Origin of the sequence: Streptomyces sp. NPDC001536 (assembly GCF_042894505.1) — a bacterium.
In the GTDB taxonomy this organism is placed as follows: Bacteria; Actinomycetota; Actinomycetes; order Streptomycetales; family Streptomycetaceae; genus Streptomyces.
Genome location: NZ_JBIAVQ010000010.1, coordinates 341,148 through 358,258 on the forward strand (window position 1 = coordinate 341,148; position 17,111 = coordinate 358,258).

Below are 17,111 nucleotides of genomic sequence, written 5' to 3' on the forward strand. Positions count from 1 at the left end.
CCTCGAAGACATGAACGAGGACCGACGGCAGCGCAAAGCACGGCAGACCAGGAACGCCATGGCCGCCGCGGCCGTCGACCTGATCCTGGAGCGCGGGCTCGCCGCCACCACGGTGGAGGCGATCGCGGAGCGCGCGGACGTCACGCGCCGCACCTTCAGCCGGCACTTCGCGGGCAAGGAGGACGCGGCCCTGGACTTCGTCCGCGGCGACGGCGACCGCATCAACGCGCTGCTGCGCGAGCGCCCCGCCGCCGAACCGCCGATACTGGCTTACCGAAGGGCGGTGCGCGCCTGGCTGGCCGACGAGGACCACCCGGCCTGGCACCTGCGCCCGAAGATGCGCGCACTGCTGGCGCTGGTGGACCGCGAGCCCGCCCTGTTCGCCGCGTACGAACGTATCCGCGTCGACGCCCAGGAGGACTCGATCCGCATCCTCGCCGAGCGGCTCGGCACCGACGACGTCCGGGACGTACGCCCCGCCGTCGTGGTCGACGCCGCCGCCGGCGTCCTCACGGCCGCGCTGCGCCTCTGGGCGCGCGGCGCCGCCGGTCCCGACTCGGGAGCCGCAGACCTCGCCGCCCTGGTGGAGCGGGCCTACGACGCCCTGATCTCGGAGGCCGCGTCCGCGGCCCCCGACAGCACTGCCGAAGAGTGAGAGCACCATGAGCACCACCACCGACTACGCCACCGAGTTCACCGGCAGGACCGCCCTCGTCACCGGAGCCGCGTCCGGCATCGGCCTCGCGACCGCCCGCCGGCTGGGCGCGGGCGGCGCGAACGTCGTCATCGCCGACTACAACGCCGAGGGCGCCGAGCAGGCCGCCGCCGCACTGCGGGCCGACGGCATCAAGGCCGCCGCCGTCGAGGTCGACGTGACCCGCCCCGACTCCGTCGAGGCGGCCGTCGCCTTCGCCGTCGACACCTACGGCGGTCTGGACCTGGCCGTGAACAACGCCGGCATCGGCGGCCCGAGCGCCCCGACGGGCGAGTACGACATCGAGGCCTACGACCGTGTCGTGCGCACCAACCTCGACGGCGTCTTCTACTCCCTGCGCTTCGAACTGCCCGCCATCGAGGCGACGGGCAACGGCGGTGCGATCGTCAACGTGGCGTCGATCCTCGGCTCCGTCGGCTTCGCCGGCTCCCCCGCCTACGTCGCCGCCAAGCACGGCGTGGTCGGTCTGACCAAGAGCACGGCCGCCGAGTACGCCGCGAAGGGCATCCGCGTCAACGCGGTCGGCCCCGGCTTCATCGAGACGCCCCTGCTCCAGGGCATGGACCAGGCCGCGTACGACGGACTGGTGGGCCTGCACCCGGCGGGCCGCCTCGGCCGCGCCGAGGAGGTCGCCGAGCTGATCGTCTTCCTGCTGTCCGAGCGCGCCTCGTTCGTGGCCGGCAGCTACCACCTGGTCGACGGCGCCTACACGGCCGTCTGACCGCAGAAGGGAGTCCGTCATGAAGGCACTTCAGTACCGCACCATCGGCGCAGCGCCCGAGGTGGTCACCGTCCCCGATCCCGAACCCGGCCCCGGGCAGGTCCTGTTGAAGGTCACCGCCGCCGGTGTGTGCCACTCCGACATCGCCGTGATGAGCTGGCCCGCCGAGGGATTCCCGTACGAGCTTCCGCTCACCCTCGGCCATGAGGGCGTGGGCACGGTCGCCGCGCTGGGCGCCGGAGTGAGCGGGGTGCGCGAGGGCGACTCGGTCGCCGTGTACGGACCGTGGGGCTGCGGGTCCTGCGCCAAGTGCGCGGAGGGCAAGGAGAACTACTGTCTGCGCGCCGACGAGCTGGGGATCCGTCCGCCGGGGCTCGGTGCGCCGGGCGCGATGGCCGAGTACCTGCTCGTGGACGACCCCCGGCATCTGGTGCCGCTGGACGGGCTCGACCCGGTCGCCGCGGTGCCGCTCACGGACGCCGGGCTGACGCCGTACCACGCGATCAAGCGGTCGCTGCCCAAGCTGGTGGCCGGATCGACCGCGGTGGTGATCGGTACGGGCGGGCTCGGGCACGTCGCCATCCAGTTGCTGCGCGCGCTGACGCCGGCCCGGGTGATCGCGCTGGACGTCAGCGAGGACAAGCTGCGGCTGGCCCGGGAGGTCGGGGCGCACGAGACGGTGCTGTCGGACGCGCGGGCCGCGGACGCCGTGCGCGGGCTCACCGACGGTCGCGGTGCCGAGGCGGTGTTCGACTTCGTCGGCGCCGAGCCCACCGTACGGACCTCGGGAGCCGTCGCGGCGGTCGAGGGCGACGTGACCATCGTCGGTATCGGTGGCGGGACCCTGCCGGTCGGGTTCGGGGCGCTGCCCTTCGAGGTGTCGGTCAGCGCGCCGTACTGGGGCAGCCGGGGCGAGTTGATCGAGGTGCTGGCGCTGGCGCGGGCCGGGGCGGTGTCGGTGCACACCGAGACGTTCTCGCTGGACGAGGCCCCGCTGGCCTATGAGCGGCTGCACGCCGGGAAGATCAACGGGCGTGCGGTGATCCTGCCGCACGGCTGATCCAAATGATGAGGAAGGCGTCAACTCGCCTTCCCCACACGGCATTTCCGACAGTCGACGCAGAAGTGAACAGAGAGCGTTCGGTTTCGGAGCGAAGTCTCGATCAACCGTGCGAGAGGGGTCGGCGACGGTGTGTACTGTGCTGCGAGCGCCTTGCCACCGGGCCTCGGACCCGCCCCTGCCCGACTTCCCCTGGAAACCGATTCGATGATCGATTTACCGGACCTGGCCGTCGGCGGTCTCGCCGTCGGCACCCTGTCCGCGTTCGCCCTCGGCGGCGGTCTGCTGCGCGCACGTACCGCTACTACGACGACCTGCGGGCCCAAGGTCCGGTCGGCTGGGCGGAATTGGCGCCGCGTGTGCCGGCGTATGTCGTCACCGACCGGCGGGCCGCGCTGGAACTGCTGCACGACGCGGAGGCGTTCTCCCACGACCCGCGGCCGTGGGAGTCGACGGTCGCCGACGACTCCCCCGTGCTCGGCATGATGCGCTGGCGGCCCAACTCCCTGTTCGCGGACGGCGCCGCCCACACCCGCTACCGCACCACGCTGATCGACACCTTCGACCTGGTCGAGCCGCACGACCTGCGGGCCCGCGTGCACCGGGCCGTGCATCTGCTGGTCAGCCGGATCGGGCCGCGGGGCGAGGCGGATCTGGTGGGCGAGTTCGCCCGGCCGCTGATGGCGCTGGTCTTCAACAGCCTCTTCGGGCTGCCCGACAGCCACAGCGAGCGGCTCGACCAGGCGCTCGGCAAGATGATGGAGGGCGGCGCCCAGGCGGCCGCGGGCGAGGCGGAGTTCGGCGGCTACGTACTGGAGCTGATCGCCGCCAAGGCCGAGCGGCGCGGCGACGACCTGCCGAGCCACCTCCTGGACCACCCGGCGGGACTCACCCCGGAGGAGGTCACCTGGCAGGTGTTCCTCACCCTGGGTGCCGGCCATGAGCCGACCGCGAACCTGGTGTCCAACGCGCTGTCCCGCATCCTCGGCAACCCGGTCCACTACTCCACCCTCACCGACGGCGCCCGCCCGGTGATGGACGCCGTGGTCGAGGTGCTGCACCACGAGACCCCGCTCGCCAACTACGGCATCCACTACGCTCGTCGGCCGATGACCTTCCATGGCACGTGGATCCGGGCGGCGGTGCCGGTCGTGGTGTCGTACGGGGCGCTCGCGTACTTCGCCGAGCGGGAGGTCGTCGAGGGCCCGCCACCCCAAGGACGCCTCCCATCTGTCCTGGTCGGCGGGCCCGCACGCCTGCCCGGTCAAGCAGCACACCCTGCTCATCGCCACCGAGGCGATCGAGCGGCTCACCCAGTGGCTGCCCGACCTCGAACCCGTGCTGCCGCGCGAGCGACTCGCCTGGCGGCCGGGCCCGTTCCACCGTTCGCTGACGGCGCTGCCCGTCCGGTTCAGCCCCCGCTCCCCCGACCAGCCTGGAGGTCCGTCGTGACCGTGACCGACCGCATCGACCGCTTCGTCCTCGACCCGTTCGGATCCGACATCGCGGCCGAATGCGCCCGGCTGCGCGCCCTCGGCCCGATCGTCCCCGTCGAACTGCCCGGCGGCATCCCCGCCTGGGCGCCCACGGGCTACGACACCCTCAAGGAACTCATCCTCGACCCCCGGGCCAGCAAGGATCCCCGGCTGCACTGGCGGCTGTGGCCCGAACTCGGCGAACATCCCTCGTGGGGCTGGGTCCTCGGCTGGATCGGCGTGGTCAACATGCTCCCCACCTACGGCGCCGACCACACCCGGCTGCGCAAGCTGGTGGCGCCGAGCTTCACCCACCGGCGCACCGAGACGATGCGCCCCCGGGTGGAGGCGATCACGGCGGAGCTGCTCGACGCGGTGGCGGCGGACGACGCCGAGGTGGTCGACCTGCGCGCCGGCCTCGCCCATCCGCTGCCCATGCGGATCATCTGCGAACTCTTCGGTGTCCCCGACGAGTTGGTGGCCGACACCGCGCGAATGATAGCGGCCATCATGGACACCTCCGACCCCACTCCGGAGCACGCGGCGTCCGTGCAGCGGCAGATCGGCACGGTACTGCCCGCGCTGATCGCGCACCGCACCGCGCACCCCGGCGACGACCTCACCACCGAGCTGATCCGGGTCCGGGACGAGGACGGCGACCGGCTCAGCGACGAGGAGCTGCTGTACACGTTGCTGCTGGTCATCGGCGCCGGCTTCGAGACGACCGTCAACCTCATCGGCAACGCGGTCGTCGCCCTGCTGCGCCACCCCGAGCAGCTCGCCGCGGTGCGGTCCGGGCGGATCGGCTGGGACGCGGTCGTCGACGAGACGCTGCGGTCGCAGCCCTCCATCGCCTCGCTGCCGCTGCGGTTCGCGGTCAGTGACATCGAGGTCGGCGATGTGACCGTCCCGGCGGGCGACGCCATCATCACGACCTTCGCCGCCGCCGGGCTCGACCCCGCCCACTACGGCCCGGACGCGGACGCCTTCGACGCCGCGCGCGGGGCGGACGACCATCTGGCGTTCGGGATCGGTGTGCACCGGTGCATCGGCGCACCGCTGGCCCGGGTGGAGGCACTGACGGCGCTGCCCGCCCTGTTCGACCGCTTTCCCGACCTGCGCCTCGCGGTCGGCGAGGAAGAGCTGCGGCAGGTGCCGTCGTTCATCGCGTTCGGCTGGCAGGAGGTGCCGGTGCGGCCGCACGGCTGACAGCGCAAACAGGGGCAGGACCGGTCCCCCGTTCCGGTCGTGCCCCTGCGGCCCGTCGAACTTACGTGAACAGCGGAGCGGTTGTGAACCGCAGCGGTGCCCGCTGCGCGGCCCTGAGGACTCACCTGTGCACAGGTGAGTCCGAATGGCGCGTTTTCTGCGCGACGAGCCGGGGCGGTGCCAGCTCTCCTGTCGCCAGATGGGCCAGGACGACCTCGTAGAGATCGCTGCCCGCGGCCAGCAGCTGCCGTTCCAGGACGGGCTCCGCGCTGCGGACGTGTTCGCGCACGGTCTGCGCGTGGACGCCGAGTGTCTGCGCGGTCCGCTCGGAGTTCCCGCCGGCGGCGATCCAGGTGCGCAGGGTGCGGCGCAGGTCGCGGGCGTCCGGGTCGAGGCGGCCCAGCAGGTCCAGGGCCCAGGTGCGCAGGGCGGGCCCGGACAGCACGTCCCCGAGCGGGACGGGCGCCGACGACTGCGTGCCGGGGCCCTGTTCCATACCGGCCTGGGTGTTCAGTGCCAGGTGGACCAGGGCGCGGACGGTGAGGTCGGAGAAGTCCGTGCCGAGCAGCGCCTCCACGCGCTCCATGCGGGCCCGCACGGTGTTGCGGCTCACTCCCAGGACCTTGGCCGCGCTCACGGCGGTGAACTCCAGGCCGAGCCGGGTGGTGGCGAGGAGTTCACCGTGGGTGTGGTGGGCCAGGACGTCGAGCGGGCCCAGCAGGTCCGCGGCCCAACCGTGCAGGAGCGCCGGGTCCATGAGGCGTTCGGGGTGGGTGCGCTCGGCGTAGACCGCCGCCTTGTCGGGCCGGAAGTGCGCGACGGCGAGGGCGCTGACGGCCTGTCCGTAGGCGGTGGCGGTCCGGGCCAGGGTCTGCCGGGAGCTGCCGCCGATGAAGGTGTCGGGGCGCCCGTCGACCACCGAGCGCAGCTCCCGGGCGGCGGACTCGTCGGGGACCACGACGATCACATGCTGGTCCATGGCCGGGCAGCGCACGACCAGGGCCTGCTCCTCGGTGGCGTGCACGCACTCCTCGGCCAGCCGGTCGCGCTCCTCGGCAGTGCCTTCCACGACGTAGACGCACGCGGAGTCCGTGTCGAGCAGCCCGGGCCACAGGCCCGCCGCGACGCGGCGCGCGGAGACGATGTCCTCCACCATCAGCAGTTGCAGGATCGCCAGCCGCAGATCGGCGGTGGCCCGTGCGAGCCGGAGTCCGGCGGCCGTCGTCTCGCGCGCCCTGAGCAGGAGTTCGACGACCTGGGCGGTGTGCGTCAGCATGTCGGCGGCCCGCCGGTCGAACGGCGCGGGCCGGGACACGGCCAGTACGCCCGCCGTCGCGGAGTGCGGCTGCTCCACCCTGACCAGGCGCTGGTGGCGCCCCTCGCCCTCCCAGGCGGCGGAGGCGATCCGGCCGGCGACGATCTCGGCGACCAGGGCCTCGTCGAGCGGGACCCGGGTGCCGGCGAGAAGGGCGCCGCCGGCGTCCTGGAGGGCGGCCGTCCCGTCCACGCCGTCGGCGAGCCAGGCGACGACCCGGCGGATGTCCCGTCCGGTGGGCCGCAGATGGTCGAGCAGTTCCTCCGCCCATGGCGCGCCGGCGCCCTTCACCCGACCGTCCCCTCCGCCAGCCACGGCACCCGTCTCCTCGTCCCTCGCATCGACCTCGGCACAGTGGTCCGGGACGTTACCTCACCGATGGCCTGCGGTCTTCCCGCTCCGGGCGGTGGAACAAGCAGCTCCGCGGCCCGGGCCTGCGTCGCCGCCGCCCCGGGACGGCATAAGCTCGGCGGATGGCGAAGTACTTCGACGTGCACCCCGACAACCCCCAGCCGCGCACCATCTCCCAGGTCGCCGACAGCATCCGCGACGGGGCGCTCATCGCGTATCCGACGGACTCCTGCTACGCGCTCGGCTGCAAGCTGGGCAGCCGTGACGGCATCGACCGGATCCGGACGATCCGCAAGCTGGACGACCGGCACCACTTCACCCTCGTCTGCCAGGACTTCGCGCAGCTCGGCCAGTTCGTCCGGATCGACAACGATGTGTTCCGCGCGATCAAGGCGTCGACGCCGGGCAGCTACACCTTCATCCTCCCGGCGACGCGGGAGGTGCCGCGCATGCTCCAGCACCCCAAGAAGAAGACGGTCGGGGTGCGCATCCCCGACCACGTCGTCACGCACGCCCTGCTCACCGAGCTCGGGGAGCCGCTGCTGTCCAGCACGCTGCTGCTGCCCGACGAGGACGAGCCGATGACCCAGGGCTGGGAGATCAAGGACCGGCTCGACCATGTGCTGGACGCGGTCGTCGACTCCGGCGAGTGCGGCACCGAGCCGACGACGGTCATCGACTTCTCCAACGGCGAGGCGGAGATCATCCGGCACGGGGCCGGGGACACGAGCCGGTTCGAATAGGGCCCAGGGGGTGCCGCCACACAGGTGGATGGCAGGTGAAACCATATCGGCGGCCCACCTTCCCGGGCCGGCGAACTGCTCGCCGCCCACCGCGCAGAGAGGCAGCCCCCATGACCTCCGTACAGGGAACATCCGTCGACATCTCCACCGAGGACGGCGTCGCCGACGCCTATCTCGCCCATCCCGGCGACGGACTCCCCCACCCGGGCGTCCTGCTCTACCAGGACGCCTTCGGCCTGCGCCCGCACCTGAAGTCGATGGCCGACCGGCTCGCCGGGGCCGGTTACACGGTGCTCGTCCCCAATGTCTTCTACCGCCACGGACGTTCACCGGTCTTCGAGCTGCCCGAGTTCATCGACACCCACAGCCGGCCCGACCTCTGGGACAGCATCGGCCCGGTGATGCAGTCCCTGACCCCCGAGCTCGCGATGCGTGACGCCGACGCCTATCTGGGGTGGCTGGCCGAGAGCCCGCTCGTCGCTGACGGCCCGGTCGCGCTGACCGGCTACTGCATGGGCGCCCGGCTCTCCCTGCTGACTGCGGGCACCTATCCGGACCGGGTCGCGGCCGCGGCCGGTTTCCACGGCGGCCGGCTGGCGACCGACGCGCCGGACAGCCCGCATCTGGTGGCCGAACACATCACCGCCGAGCTGTACTTCGGCCACGCCGACGAGGACCCCTCGCTGCCGCCGGAGCAGATCCAGCTTCTTGAGGACACGCTCACCAAGGCCGGCGTACGGCACCGCTGCGAGGTCTACCCGGGCGCGCACCACGGCTTCACCCAGGCCGACACCGCCGCGTACCACAGCGAAGGCGACGAGCGGCACTGGGCGGCGCTGCTCGATCTGTTGAAGCGCACGTTCTGAAGCAGATTCTCTGAAGCACGCGTGACGACCCGGGTGTCCGTGATCTTCACGGACACCCGAGTTCTACCGAGGTCATTGACATGCCCGCGTCGCGGCGTAACTCTGAGAGCGCTCTCAGAACTGGTACGGACCAATCCACCCATCCACATCCCCCCACACGGAGGTGGAGAGTGCTCGGACGACTCAGGCACCAACTCCTCGCCACAGCCGCTGCGGCCACCCTGCTCGGCGGGCTGCTCGCGCTCGGAGCGTCACAGCCCGCGAGCGGCGCGGTACCGGCCACGATCCCCCTGAAACTGACCAACAACTCCGGCCGCGGCGACGCGGTCTACGTCTACAACCTCGGCACCAACCTGGCGACGGGCCAGCAGGGTTGGGCCGACGCCAACGGCACCTTCCACGCCTGGCCCGCGGGCGGCAACCCGCCCACCCCCGCCCCGGACGCCTCCATCCCCGGCCCGGCCGCCGGGCAGTCCAAGACGATCCGGATGCCCAAGTTCTCGGGCCGCGTCTACTTCTCCTACGGCCAGAAACTCGACTTCCGGCTCACCACCGGCGGTCTGGTGCAGCCGGCCGTACAGAATCCGAGCGACCCCAACCGCAACATCCTCTTCAACTGGTCGGAGTACACGCTCAACGACTCGGGCCTGTGGCTCAACAGCACCCAGGTCGACATGTTCTCCGTCCCCTACGCGGTGGGCGTCCAGCGCGCCGACGGGACCACGATCAACACGGGGCGTCTCAAGTCCGGTGGCTACAACGCGGTCATCAACGGCCTGCGCGGCCAGTCCGGCGGCTGGGGCGGCCTGGTCCAGACGCGCCCGGACGGCACGGTGCTGCGCGCGCTCTCGCCCGCCTACGGACTGGAGACCGGAGCGCTGCCGGCCTCCGTCCTGGACAACTACATCGACCGGGTCTGGCAGAAGTACGCCACGACAACGCTCACGGTGACCCCCTTCGCCGACCAGCCGAACACCAAGTACTACGGCCGGGTCTCCGGCGGCGTCATGAACTTCACCAACTCCTCCGGCGCGACCGTCACGAGCTTCCAGAAGCCCGACGCGAGCAGCGTCTTCGGCTGCCACCGGCTCCTCGACGCACCCAACGACCTCGTCCGCGGCCCGATCTCCCGCACCCTGTGCGCGGGCTTCAACCGCTCCACGCTCCTCACCAACCCCAACCAGCCGGACACCTCGTCGGCGGGCTTCTACCAGGACGCGGTGACCAACCACTACGCCCGTCTCATCCACGCCCAGATGGCCGACGGCAAGGCCTACGCGTTCGCCTTCGACGACGTGGGCCACCACGAGTCCCTCGTGCACGACGGGAATCCGCAACAGGCGTACCTCACGCTCGACCCGTTGAGCTGACCCCCACGTACCGCTGAAGAAAGCGGAGTTGACGCTCCAAGAGCTCGGTGGTGACCGCGGTCCCCACCGGCTGATGCCCGGCGCCCGGCACGAGAACCACCTCGTGCGGGCGCCCGGCCGCGTGCAGTGCGGCGGACAGCCGTACGGTGTTGGCGACCGGGACCCTGGCGTCGGCGAGACCGTGGATCAGCAGGAGGGGACGGTTCAGGGTCGGGGCGAGCCGCACGAGGGAGGCCGCCTCGTACCGCTCCGGAAAATGGTCGGGGTGCCCGAGGAAGCGTTCCCGCCAGCGGGCGTTGAAGAGCCGCTGATCGGCCACCCCCGCCCCGGCCACCGCGGCACGGAAGACATCCGGCCGGCGCAGTACGGCCATGGCGGCCAGCCCGCCCCCGTAGGACCAGCCCCGGATGCCGACCCGGCCCAGGTCGAGGTCGGGATGGTGGCGGGCGGCCTCGTGCAGCGCGGTCACCTGGTCGTCGAGGGCGGGTCCGAACAGGTCGCCGTGGACCGAGCGTTCCCAGTCGGGCCCACGCCCCGGGGTGCCGCGCCCGTCGGCGACCAGGACCGCGAACCCGTGCTCGGCGAACCACTGCGACACCAGGGTCTTCCAGTGCGGCTCGGCCGTGACCCGCTGCGCTCCGGCCCCGCCGTACGGGTCGAGGAGGACCGGCAGCCGCCCTTCGCCGAGCCTGTGCCAGGAGGGGAGATGGAGCCGGGCGCGCAGCTCGTGCGGGCCGAGGACGAGCGGGATCGCGTGCACGTCCAGTACGGGCGGTTCGGCGTACGAGACGACAGGCACAGCCGGTTCGCCGTCCCGCAGCACCTCGGCACGGCCGCCGACGCGCACCAGCGTGCCGCCTCGCCGTACACCGGAGTACACCCCCGCGCCCGAGCTGAGCCGACGCGGCCCGTCCGGCTTCCGGCAACTCCACAGGTGCGTCTCGGTGGGCTCGTCGGACGCGGTGAACAGCACGTCCTCGCCCTCCACACCCAGCACGGCCCGCAGTTGGAGGCCGGGAGGTGTGACCGGGACGCCGTCCAGAGTGAGGTGCCTGGTGCCGCGCAGGTCGGCGTGGGAGAACAGGGCGCCGGAAGCGGAGCGGGCGGGCAGCCCCGGGACGAGGTGCACCCAGTGGGGGTCGCGCTGCTCGTCCAGGAGTTCCGTCGCCCCGTCGGCCGGGTCGACGGCGAGGAGACGGACGGTTCGCTGGTCGCGGGACTGTACGAGGGCGAACGGGCCGTGGCTGTCCCAGCCCGCCCCGACGACGTACTCGAAGGCGGTGCGGTCCCACTCGATCCGGGTCAGCGCTCCGTCGAGGTCGGCGATCCACAGCGTCACGTCGGGGTTCTCGGCGCCGGCTGCCGCGAGCCGCAGGCCGGGTGGCTGGTCGTCGGGCCAGTGCGGTACGGCCGTGGAGTCCGTGCGGGCGATCAGGAGCCGTTCGCCGTCCGGGGCCCACCAGTGTCCGCGGGGTCCGTCGAGCGAGGTGACCGCCGTGTGCTCGGCGGTGCCGAACTCCATGTCGGGGGCGGGCGGTTCGGCGACGGTCCGGTCGCCCGTTCCGTCCGCCGCGATGATCCGCAGGGCACCCTGGGAGACGTAGGCGATACGGCGACCGGTCGGGTCCGGGCGCGGATCGGAGACCGGGGCGCGGGCGGGCAGGCGTCGGGGGTTGCCGTGCCGGACGGCCACCGTCCAGAGGTCCCCCGCGCGTTGCAGGGCGACGAGATCGACGGCCCGGTCGGTGGCGTACGCCTCGATCCCCGTCGCCCCTCCGGCCGCGAGCAGGTGTTCGGACCGGGTGTCGAGGTCGAGTGCCCAGAGACAGGCGGCCGATCGGTCTCCTGTGCGGCTGCGCAGGAACAGGACCGTTCTCCCGTCGGGAGCGACCGTGAATCGCTCGGGGACGCCGTTGCCGAAGCGCCGGGTGCGGACGAGCTGCTCTGGGAGGGAATCCACGTACGATCACCTTCCACTTCCGCACGGATTCAAACGCACGTTCGACTCGATCATGACGTCTAGGGTGCGAGGCATGAGCTCACAGACGTATCTCTCCGAAATGTTCTCCCTGGACGGCCGGGTCGCCGTGGTGACGGGAGGCAGTTCCGGCATCGGCCGGGCGATCGCCGGGGCGCTCGCCCGGGCTGGGGCGAGTGTCGTGGTCGTGGCGCGCAAGGAGGCGGAACTGGCCGCCACGGTCGACGAGTTGACCGCGGAGGGCTGCCGGGCGGCGTGGGTGAGCGGCGACCTCGGCACTCGTGCCGGGACGCGTACGGCGGCGGAACGGGCGGCGGAAGTGTTCGGTGAACCCGACATTCTCGTCAACAGCGCCGGGATCAATCTGCGGCCGCCGATGGGCGAGCTGGGCGAGGACGTGTGGGACACCACGATGGCGGTGAACCTGGAGGCGCCGTTCCTGCTGGGCCAGCGGTTCGGGCCCGGCATGGCCGAGCGGGGGTTCGGGCGGATCATCCACGTCACCTCGCAGCAGGCGCACCGGGCGTTCGTGCAGAGCGGCGCCTACGGGGTCTCCAAGGGGGCGCTGGAGTCGCTGGCCCGTTCGCAGGCCGAGGCCTGGTCGCCGTACGGCGTCACCTGCAACACGCTCGTGCCGGGTTTCGTGATGACGCCGCTCAACGCGCGGCTGGCCTCCGATCCCGAGAAGGTGGCGGAACTGGCGGGGCGCACGATGGTCGGGCGCAACGGTCTGGCCGAGGACTTCGCGGGCGCGGCGGTGTTCCTGGCGAGCGGTGCGTCCGCGTATGTCACGGGGCAGGCGCTCTTCGTCGACGGCGGGCTGTCGGTGCACTGAGCCTGGCGGCCGCCGCGTACGTCACGGGACAGGCGCTCTTCGTGGACAGCGGGCTGTCGGTGCACTGAGCCTGGCATGCCGCCGTGCGGGGCGGGCGCGCTCGCTCCCGCACGGCGGGTCCGGCTAGATGCCGAAGGGTGCCGCGTAGCGGACGGTGCCGCTGGGCAGCGGGTGTTCGGCGTCGAGGGCGAGGGCCATCATGGCCTCGTCCGGGACGTCGAGGGTGATGCGGATGCCGTGGGCCGAGGCCCGGGTGAAGCCGAAGCGCGGGTAGTACGGCGGGTGTCCGAGGACCGTGACGAAGCGCTCGCCCCTCTTCCCGGCCGCGTCGAGGGCGGCCCGGATGGCCGCCGATCCGGCGCCGGTGTGCTGGTGCTCGGGCAGTACGGCGACGGGGCCCAGGCACAGGGCCGGGGTGTCGTCGATGTGGCAGCGGGTCAGCAGCGCGTGGCCGACGACCTTGCCGTCCTGGTCGGTGACGACGAGGGACAGACCGTCGATCCAGGCGGTGTCGGCGCGGAGGGCCTCGACGAGGTCGGCCTCCAGAGGGGTGTCGAAGGCCGCCAGGTCGATCTCGCGGATGGCGGGGATGTCGGCGCCGGTCTCGGCGCGGGTGATCCAGTCGGTGCGCATGCTCATGACGGGATACGGATCCGTTCCAGGGTGGTGTTCGTGTGGGTGACGCCTCGCGAGCTCACGCTCCCGGCGAGGCAGCTCCGGTGGAGGTCAGACCGTCGCCCGGAACGTGAGGAGGGTCCGGGCGCTGCGTACGGCAGTGGCCTTGAGCACGGTCACCGACCCCGCCTCCCCGCATTCCTCGACTCGGGCACACACGAACGCGGACGAGCCTACCGCTTGCGGCGCAGGCTCGCCGAGAGATGGTGCTGCAAGGGTTGGCCGACCGCCGCGAGGTCGTGGACGAAAGTGATCGTGTCGGCGTCGGTCAGGGTGTAGCGGCGGCGGGTGGCGGTGACGTCCTTGGCCGTGGGGGTGAGGGCCACGTCGTGGGTGGCGAGGTCGACGGCGCCGTCCGCCGCCTGCCCGACCGCGATCTCCGCGATGCCCGTCGGCTGGGTGATCAGCGCCTCCACCCGGCCGTCGGCTTGAAGCCGCCACCACCCACTCTCCCGCGCCGCGGGCCGCAGGGGCACCCCGTCGCCGTCCAGCAGCCAGGCCCTCGCCTCGTAGTGGAGGAAGGGGCGCCCGTCATGGCTGAAGGTGACCTCCTGCGCGTACGTGAAGTCCTCGGCAAGGGTCGGATACTCACCTCGCCCCCGCCCGTGCCACGTCCCCAGGAACCCGAGCACGGGTGCGAGCAGCGCGTGCGGAACGGGCGCCTCGTCTGGGCTGCGGCCGTCGGGGTACGGGATGTCCATGAACGCTCCAGAGGTCGTGCCGGTGCCGGGTGAGAGCCTAGGCCCCCGACGCCACCGCCTCGCACCCGCGCGCCGAAACCCGGGTGCGCCGCCCTCCGCCGTGCACGAGACTGGACCACTCGACACCAGGGGGCGTCCCGACATGGCGGAGCCGGTGACGTATGCCGTACTGATCTGCGACGACGAGCCGCATGCCGCGGTGCTCACGCGCGCCGGCGACCGCACGCCGGACGTCGTCCGCGCCGTACGGAAACTGACGGGGCTGAGCCTCTGGCACAGCAAGCTCCTCGTCTCCGGGGCGCCCGTCATCGTGCTGGACGGTCTGCCGCGGGACATCGCGGAAGCGGCCGTGGTCGAGCTCGCGGCGGCGGGCGCGGAGGCCGAGGTGCGAGCCGGGAGCTGGGCGAGCCGTTCCGCGAGTCGTTCATGGCCGGATCTCATCGCTGAGTGACCAAAGTGAACCTCTGGTAGTTCAGAGTTCACTGGTTACTGGCGGTAAATGCTTGCTTTACCCGGTCCTTGCCCCAAAGACCTGGCAGCATCAGCAGCCGTGACTCTGGGGGGAGTTGGCTTATGGAAGGCACGGTTGACGGGTTTCGCTATGGCGCCGTGACGCCGGTGGCGGCTTATCTCATGGCCTGTCTGGGAGGGGCGCTGGGACTGCGCTGCATCGTCCGGTCCCTGCTCAACGATCAGTCGTGGAAGCCCGGTTGGCTGGCGCTGGGCGCCGCGTCGATCGGTTGCGGTATCTGGACGATGCACTTCATCGCCATGATCGGCTTCCAGGTCGAGGAGACAAGGATCCGCTACGACGCGGGCCTCACCCTCCTCAGCCTCGCCGTGGCCGTCATCGTGGTCGGCATCGGCGTGTTCATCGTCGGCTACCGCGGCGCCGGCACCGCCAACCTGGCCCTGGCGGGCACGGTCACCGGTCTCGGCGTGGCCGCGATGCACTACCTGGGCATGTACGCGATGCGGATCAACGGCGCGATCAGCTATGACGTGTTGACGGTCTCCCTGTCCATCGTGATCGCCATCGTCGCCGCCACCGCGGCACTGTGGGCCGCGGTCACCATCCGCGGGTTCATGACGAGCCTCGGCGCCAGTCTCGTCATGGGCGTGGCCGTGTCCGGGATGCACTACACGGCGATGGCCGCCGTCAGCGTCCATGTGCACGGCACGACCGGCGGCACCTGGGCCGGTGACTCGGCCTCCTCGCTGCTGCTGCCGATGCTGCTGGGGCCGGTCATCTTCCTCGTACTCGCCGGCGTGGTCGTGATGTTCGACCCGCTGCTCGTGCTGGGCGAGGGCGACTGGAACCGTCCCACCGCGCGCCGCCGCCCCGCCAAGGCATCCGCCGACGAGCCGCCGGCACCCCGCCACAACTCGGTCTTCGACGCGTCCGCGGTACCCCTGCGCGCCCGCCAGCACCCGTACGAGGCGTCACAGCGCACCGGCGAGTGGTGAAAGGCCAACAACCCTCCACGAACCGCTCGTTCACGAGAAGCAAGGCCCTCCCCCCGGCCGGCCGTCGCTAGATCATTGTTACGGTGCACCGGTGTCTGAATCTTCACGCGATACCGCCGAAGGCGCCGGCTGGGGCGCCGCGGAACCCGGCGCGTACCAGCGGCTGATGCCGCCCAAGGTCGAGAAGCTCTCCTGGCTCAGTCCCAAGACCCTGTGGGCGGCCCGCAACGGCGTGCTGGCCTCCTGGTTCGGGGACCCCACGGGCCGTACCCGCAGCCGCTGGGTGGCTCAGCGGGCGGCGGCCGGCGCACCCGCCGACAAGGTGATCCGGCGGGACGACCCGGACCGGTTCTCCTTCATGGTGATCGGCGACACCGGCGAGGGCGACGCGCCCCAGTACGCCGTCGTGCCCGGCTTCCTGAAGGTCAGTCAGGACACCCGGTTCTCCGTCGTCGCCAGTGACGTGATCTACCCGGTGGGCAGCGCCGACGACTACGACACGAAGTTCTTCCGCCCGTACCGGGACTACCCGGCGCCCATCTACGCGATACCGGGCAACCACGACTGGTACGAGGACCTCGGCGCGTTCATGCGCGTCTTCTGCGCCGACACCCCGGCGCTCACCCCAGAGCCCAGGCCGCGCCCGCTCAGCCGGGCCTGGCTGCGCTCCCTGCTCTGGCACCGCCCGAGCCCGCACGACGGACAACGTCTCGACCAGGCACGGCAGTTGCGCTCCGCGGCCGGCCAACAGGCGGTCCAGCCCGGCCCGTACTGGGCGATCGACGCCGGGCCGGTGCGGATCATCGGCATCGACACCGGGCTGCTGGGCACGATCGACGCCGAGCAGGGCGCATGGCTCCGCGAGGTGTCCAAGGGGCCGCGCCCCAAGATCCTCATCACCGGCTCGCCTCTGTACGTGGACGGTGAGCACCACCCCTGCCCCATCGACGGGGGCGGCACGGTCGACGACATCGTCCGGGCTCCTGAGCACCACTACGTCGCGGCGATAGGCGGCGACATCCACAACTACCAGCGCTATCCGGTCGACGTGGACGGCCGCACCATCCAGTACGTCGTCTCGGGCGGCGGCGGTGCCTTCATGCACGCCACCCACACCATCCCGCGCGTCTCCGTCGCCGACGTGACGGAGCAGGACTTCCGCTGCTACCCGCTGCGCGGTGACTCGCTCGCCTTCTACAGCACCCTCTACGGGCGCCGGCTGCGGATGCGCCGCTTCTTCACCCTCTCCGCCACCGACGCGGCGGCGGTGATCGCCGAGCGCCTGGGCATCCCCCTGACCCGTACCCCGGGCGAGCCCGCCCGGGTCACCTTCCGCACCCGGCTGGTCGCCAGTCTGCTGGGCGCGGGCGGTCGCCCCGACCGCACCTCGCGGTTCCGGCTCCCGGTCCGCAAGATCTACACACAGCTGTTCTCCCCCAGCTCCGCGACCTACAGCCCGCCGTTCTTCAAGTGCTTCCTGCGCCTGGACGTCGCCCCGGAGGCCATCCGGTTGCGCTGCCACGCGGCCACGGGCAATCTCCGCCAAGAGCTGGACCCGCCGATCGAGGACGAGGTCACCATCCCCCTGATCTGATCGCGGCGGCGGGGAACATCGCAGGCCACGATCAAG

General features: G+C 71.8%; 15 protein-coding genes and 1 pseudogene. 12 read left to right on the forward strand and 4 right to left on the reverse strand.

Features of this window, described 5'->3' with window-relative positions:
* Nucleotides 1–10: 10 nt before the first annotated feature.
* The 5 genes and pseudogenes from ACFY0U_RS27685 to ACFY0U_RS27705 all read left to right on the forward strand — a co-directional run bounded on the left by ACFY0U_RS27685 (nucleotide 11) and on the right by ACFY0U_RS27705 (nucleotide 5,180).
* Nucleotides 11–655, forward strand: a complete 645-nt coding sequence (locus ACFY0U_RS27685) for a TetR/AcrR family transcriptional regulator (RefSeq protein WP_388640209.1) — start codon at nucleotides 11–13, stop codon at nucleotides 653–655.
* Between the two features lie 7 nt (nucleotides 656–662).
* Nucleotides 663–1,436: an SDR family NAD(P)-dependent oxidoreductase gene (locus ACFY0U_RS27690; protein WP_388640210.1), complete on the forward strand. Its 774-nt coding sequence runs from the start codon at nucleotides 663–665 to the stop codon at nucleotides 1,434–1,436.
* Between the two features lie 19 nt (nucleotides 1,437–1,455).
* Entirely contained in the window at nucleotides 1,456–2,496 is a 1,041-nt protein-coding gene (locus ACFY0U_RS27695; RefSeq protein ID WP_388640212.1) for an NAD(P)-dependent alcohol dehydrogenase, read from the forward strand.
* Between the two features lie 296 nt (nucleotides 2,497–2,792).
* Nucleotides 2,793–3,948, forward strand: a pseudogene (locus tag ACFY0U_RS27700) (cytochrome P450); the annotation flags it as partial.
* Nucleotides 3,945–5,180 carry a cytochrome P450 gene (locus ACFY0U_RS27705; protein ID WP_388640214.1) on the forward strand — a complete coding sequence of 412 codons (1,236 nt, stop codon included), beginning with the start codon at nucleotides 3,945–3,947 and terminating at the stop codon, nucleotides 5,178–5,180. The pseudogene ACFY0U_RS27700 and the gene ACFY0U_RS27705, both read left to right, overlap by 4 nt.
* A gap of 121 nt (nucleotides 5,181–5,301) precedes the next feature.
* Here the strand turns inward: ACFY0U_RS27705 and ACFY0U_RS27710 are convergent, their stop codons facing one another.
* Nucleotides 5,302–6,810: a helix-turn-helix domain-containing protein gene (locus ACFY0U_RS27710; RefSeq protein WP_388640216.1), complete on the reverse strand. Its 1,509-nt coding sequence runs from the start codon at nucleotides 6,808–6,810 to the stop codon at nucleotides 5,302–5,304.
* 158 nt (nucleotides 6,811–6,968) lie between these two features.
* Between ACFY0U_RS27710 and ACFY0U_RS27715 the strand changes: the two genes are divergently transcribed.
* From ACFY0U_RS27715 to ACFY0U_RS27725, 3 genes are all read left to right on the forward strand, one after another.
* On the forward strand, nucleotides 6,969–7,589 hold the full coding sequence (locus ACFY0U_RS27715; RefSeq protein ID WP_388640217.1) for an L-threonylcarbamoyladenylate synthase: 621 nt from the start codon (nucleotides 6,969–6,971) through the stop codon (nucleotides 7,587–7,589).
* A gap of 110 nt (nucleotides 7,590–7,699) precedes the next feature.
* Nucleotides 7,700–8,455, forward strand: a complete 756-nt coding sequence (locus ACFY0U_RS27720) for a dienelactone hydrolase family protein (protein WP_388640219.1) — start codon at nucleotides 7,700–7,702, stop codon at nucleotides 8,453–8,455.
* A gap of 170 nt (nucleotides 8,456–8,625) precedes the next feature.
* Nucleotides 8,626–9,825: a glycoside hydrolase family 64 protein gene (locus ACFY0U_RS27725; RefSeq protein WP_388640221.1), complete on the forward strand. Its 1,200-nt coding sequence runs from the start codon at nucleotides 8,626–8,628 to the stop codon at nucleotides 9,823–9,825.
* On the opposite strand, the gene ACFY0U_RS27730 is transcribed toward ACFY0U_RS27725, so the two are convergent.
* The gene (locus ACFY0U_RS27730; RefSeq protein WP_388640223.1) at nucleotides 9,803–11,785 is read right to left on the reverse strand and encodes a prolyl oligopeptidase family serine peptidase; all 1,983 of its coding nucleotides are present in this window, start codon (nucleotides 11,783–11,785) and stop codon (nucleotides 9,803–9,805) included. The genes ACFY0U_RS27725 and ACFY0U_RS27730 overlap by 23 nt on opposite strands.
* A gap of 73 nt (nucleotides 11,786–11,858) precedes the next feature.
* On the opposite strand from ACFY0U_RS27730, the gene ACFY0U_RS27735 reads away from it, so the two are divergent.
* Nucleotides 11,859–12,638, forward strand: a complete 780-nt coding sequence (locus ACFY0U_RS27735; RefSeq protein WP_388640225.1) for an SDR family NAD(P)-dependent oxidoreductase — start codon at nucleotides 11,859–11,861, stop codon at nucleotides 12,636–12,638.
* Nucleotides 12,639–12,761: 123 nt separating this feature from the next.
* Here ACFY0U_RS27735 and ACFY0U_RS27740 read toward each other — a convergent pair whose 3' ends face one another.
* Nucleotides 12,762–13,271, reverse strand: coding sequence for a GNAT family N-acetyltransferase (locus tag ACFY0U_RS27740; protein WP_388640322.1), 510 nt, complete (start codon nucleotides 13,269–13,271; stop codon nucleotides 12,762–12,764).
* A gap of 215 nt (nucleotides 13,272–13,486) precedes the next feature.
* Nucleotides 13,487–14,014, reverse strand: coding sequence for an FABP family protein (locus ACFY0U_RS27745; RefSeq protein WP_388640227.1), 528 nt, complete (start codon nucleotides 14,012–14,014; stop codon nucleotides 13,487–13,489).
* Nucleotides 14,015–14,156: 142 nt separating this feature from the next.
* Here ACFY0U_RS27745 and ACFY0U_RS27750 point away from each other — a divergent pair, with 142 nt between their 5' ends.
* The 3 genes from ACFY0U_RS27750 to ACFY0U_RS27760 all read left to right on the forward strand — a co-directional run bounded on the left by ACFY0U_RS27750 (nucleotide 14,157) and on the right by ACFY0U_RS27760 (nucleotide 17,075).
* Nucleotides 14,157–14,465, forward strand: coding sequence for a ribosomal protein L7/L12 (locus ACFY0U_RS27750; RefSeq protein ID WP_388640229.1), 309 nt, complete (start codon nucleotides 14,157–14,159; stop codon nucleotides 14,463–14,465).
* A gap of 122 nt (nucleotides 14,466–14,587) precedes the next feature.
* Nucleotides 14,588–15,481, forward strand: a complete 894-nt coding sequence (locus tag ACFY0U_RS27755) for an MHYT domain-containing protein (RefSeq protein WP_388640231.1) — start codon at nucleotides 14,588–14,590, stop codon at nucleotides 15,479–15,481.
* Between the two features lie 91 nt (nucleotides 15,482–15,572).
* Nucleotides 15,573–17,075 carry a metallophosphoesterase family protein gene (locus tag ACFY0U_RS27760; protein ID WP_388640233.1) on the forward strand — a complete coding sequence of 501 codons (1,503 nt, stop codon included), beginning with the start codon at nucleotides 15,573–15,575 and terminating at the stop codon, nucleotides 17,073–17,075.
* The last annotated feature ends 36 nt before the right edge of the window (nucleotides 17,076–17,111 follow it).